Raw genomic sequence first — 3,952 nt, forward strand, 5'->3', positions numbered from 1 at the left:
CGCAATTTAAATTTTATTTTTTTGATAATAAATATAACAATAATGATAATTTAAAATGAAAAGGTTTATTTAACTTTATAAGTATGATAGTATTTTATTAATTATAAATTAAGGAGGCTTTTAAAATATGGCAAAGCATTTACACATAATGGCTAATGAAGGAGATATAGCAGAAACAGTACTATTACCAGGAGACCCATTAAGAGCTAAGTTTATAGCTGAAAATTATTTGGAAAACCCTGTTTGTTATAATGAAGTTAGAGGAATGTATGGTTATACTGGTACATACAAAGGAAAAAGAATATCTGTACAAGGAACAGGAATGGGCTTACCATCACATTCTATATATGTAAATGAATTAATTCAATTTTATGGAGCAAAAAGACTTATTAGAATTGGATCAGCAGGATCAATTAATGAAGATGTTAATGTAAGAGATGTAGTATTAGCACAAAGTGCCTCAACAAACTCAGCAATAAATAAAAGAAGATTTCAAGGTATGGACTATGCTCCAACTGCAAACTTTAATCTTTTATTAGAAGCTTATAATAAAGGAAAAGAAAAAGGTTTAAACATTAAGGTTGGTAATGTTTTATCTTCAGATTTATTTTATGATGATACTAATGTAGGAATAAAGCTATGGGCTGATTATGGTTGTTTAGCTGTAGAAATGGAATCAGCAGAACTTTATACACTAGCTGCAAAGTTTGGAGTAGAAGCATTATCTATACTAACAATTTCTGATCATATATTTAAAGGAATAGAAACTACTCCTGAAGAAAGGCAAAAAAGTTTTACTGATATGATGGAGATAGCCTTAGAATTAGCAAAATAATATTTGCATAATGAAGACAGTAGATAAAAACTTCTACTGTCTTCATTACATTTAAATTATAAATCTATATATTAAAATTAGTAGCAATTAAATAGCTAATATATTTAGTTAAGTAAAATGCTAAAAATAAAAGTATACATATTGTAATTTTGCAAAAAATAATTTAGAAAGAAGGTGTTTAATTTGATTGATATATCACTATTAGGTTGTGGTGGAGGAATGCCTATGCCAAATAGAAATTTATCATCTTTATTTATAAATTATAGAGGAAGAAAAATATTAATAGATTGTGGCGAAGGAACACAAGTAACAATAAGAAAAATGGGGCTTGGATTTAAAGCAATAGATTTAATTTTAATAACACACTTTCATGGAGATCATATTGTAGGACTTCCTGGGCTTCTTTCAACAATAGGAAATAGTGGAAGAGAACATCCTTTAACTATAGTTGGGCCTATAGGAATTACTAATGTAGTAAATAGTCTTAGGGTTATTGCTCCTTATTTACCTTATGATTTAAATATAATAGAAAATCCTACAAAATTATATTTAAATCTAAAAAAGATATACTTCAAATAGACACAAGTGAAAAAAGTGATTTGGTTTTAAAAACTATAGAACTTGAACATTCAGCTATTTGTTTAGGATATAGTCTTTATTTTAAAAGGAAGAAAAAGTTTGATATAAATAAAGCTACCAATATGAATATACCAAAAATTTTATGGAATAGATTACAAAAGGAAGAAAAGATAGTTTATGAAGGGATAAGATATGACTACACTATGGTTTTAGGAGAAGAAAGAAAAGGAATTAAATTAAGTTTTATAACTGATACAAGACCTCTAAGTAATATATGTAATTTTATAAAAGATAGTGATTTATTTATCTGTGAAGGTACTTATGGAGATGATAATGACATAGATAAAGCTATAAAAAATAAGCATATGACCTTTAGAGAAGCAGCAACTTTAGCCAAGAATGGTGAAGTGAAAGAAATGCTTTTAACTCACTTTAGTCCTGCTATGATTAATCCAAATGAATATTTAGAAAATGCAACAGAAGTTTTCAATAATGTAACAATAGGAGAAGATGAAATAATAAAAACCTTAAAGTTTACATAGTAATCTTTAAGGCTTTTATAAAAATTAACTACTAGAAGAAGCTGCTATAGCAGCAGAAGAAGCCGCAGTTGCTGCTGCTATTTGCATTATAAGAACAATATTTAAAGATATATTATTAGTTGTCTCAATTAACTTCTCTTTAGTTAAGGAATCACTATTTTCTATAAATTCTAATGAAAGTAAGGATGCTATTATCATATTTCTTACAGTTGATCCTAAAGAGAAACTTCCGAATCCATGTTGCTTTTTTAGATAATTATTTGCTGAATTTAAATCAGTAGCAAATTTCTCGTAATCTATATTGGTGAGAGCAGCAACTCCTAAAATTGGAAGAGAATAGCTTTTTAAAGGAACAGAATGATTTCTTAAAATTTTATCTAACAAAAGTACTTTATTACATTTTTCTTGTGGGAATCCTTCGAAGAGAGATAGTATATGAGATAAAGCTTGAAGATTATTTCCACTATAAAAACCATTATTTTTTAGAATATTATAACATTCTTCCATATCTATAAATGTTTGTTCTACGTTATTTGAAGTTGTTGCAATAAGAGCTGCAGCACAAATATCTTCCTGACCAGTTAAAAATAAATGATTTTTTTTCATAGTATCATAAGCTTTTCTAGTATTTACAACTATTAAATCGACATCATTTATATTTCTATAATTATAGATTATTTGAGCTGCTAAAACTAAAAATTGATTATTGAAGAAATGATTTTTTAATTTATTATATATTATTATAATATCATTAAAACTTTCTTCAGGATTATTTTGTATAGACAAATTGACAGCAGTAGTTAAAAGATTATTACCTCTAAAGTTAGAAAAAATAGAAGAGTTATTCCTTATTATATCTATACAATTGTTAATTTTTTCTACATCTGCATTTCTATTTCTTAATGTTAAGTTTAAAGCGTTACATTTTTTAAAAGTACCCATACCAAGGTTGATTTTACATTATCTAATAGCTTACTATTTTTAATAAGTAGTTCAATTTTATCATCTACCATAAACTCTCATCTCCTTAAAATTTATAATAATATTATAACTATAAATTAAAATTAATTCAATACAAAAAAACTCTTTATAAGATAAAAAATAACTCATAACATCATATAAGTTTATAAGTATTTAAATTTGAGTATATTAACATTAGTGATATAATGGTAATATGTAGTAAAATATGGAGGTTAGATAAAATGAAAAAAAGTAATAAAGTGAAAGTAATTATTTTATTTATGATTACAATGCTATTGACGTTGACAAGCTGTAAAGGAGAAGTAGAAGAAACTATAATAGACGATAAAGAAGTAAAAGAAGTATCAGTAGTTGTACCAAATGGGGTTCCAGCTACAGCAATTTCAAAGCTTATAAAAGAAAATATACAGGTTGATAATAAGCACATTATTAATTATTCTATAGAAAATACAGCAGATACATTAGCAACTGCAGTTATGAAAGGAGAACCAGATATAGCTATAGTACCATCTAACATTGCAGCACAAGCTTATAATAAAGGTCTTGGATATAAGTTAGTTGGAACAACTGGCTTCGGAGCTTTATATTTGATTTCAACTGAAGGTGAAATAAATTTTAATGACATTAAAGGAAAAGAGATATATAACATAGCTAATGGATTAACTCCTGATATAGTTTTTAAAGCTTTATTAAAGCAAAATGGAATTTTAAATGATGTTACTTTAAGTTATGTTGGAGGTGCTACAGAATTAGCACCAGCTATATTAAGTGGAAAAGCTAAATATGCAGTTGTTCCTGAACCAGCTTTAACAACTATATTAAGTAAAAAACCTAATATAAGTATAGTGGCTAGTTTAAATGACTTATGGAAAGAACAATTTAATAGTGAAAAAGGTTTTCCACAGGCAAGTATAATAGTTAAGGAAGAAATAATAGCCAATGATAAAGATTTTCTTGAAAAGTTTATAACTAAAGTAGATGAATCAGTTAAATGGGTAAATGATAATAATAAAGA

3 protein-coding genes and 1 pseudogene are annotated in these 3,952 nt (G+C 26.4%); 3 read left to right on the top strand and 1 reads right to left on the bottom strand.

Translation table 11 applies throughout. The annotated features are described in order from the left end of the window. Positions 1-127: 127 nt before the first annotated feature. On the top strand, positions 128-835 hold the full coding sequence (gene deoD / locus A500_RS06250) for a purine-nucleoside phosphorylase (RefSeq protein ID WP_016206746.1): 708 nt from the start codon (positions 128-130) through the stop codon (positions 833-835). Between the two features lie 183 nt (positions 836-1,018). After that, a pseudogene (locus A500_RS06255) lies at positions 1,019-1,956 on the top strand (ribonuclease Z). 24 nt (positions 1,957-1,980) lie between these two features. Here A500_RS06255 and A500_RS06260 read toward each other — a convergent pair. Beyond that, entirely contained in the window at positions 1,981-2,898 is a 918-nt protein-coding gene (locus A500_RS06260; protein WP_016206747.1) for a DUF4003 family protein, read from the bottom strand. A 260-nt stretch (positions 2,899-3,158) separates the two neighbouring features. Between A500_RS06260 and A500_RS06265 the strand changes: the two genes are divergently transcribed. After that, a partial coding sequence (locus tag A500_RS06265) for an ABC transporter substrate-binding protein (RefSeq protein WP_016206748.1) occupies positions 3,159-3,952 on the top strand: 794 nt, incomplete at its 3' end.

Source organism: Clostridium sartagoforme AAU1 (assembly GCF_000401215.1).
Taxonomy (GTDB): domain Bacteria; phylum Bacillota; class Clostridia; order Clostridiales; family Clostridiaceae; genus Clostridium; species Clostridium sartagoforme.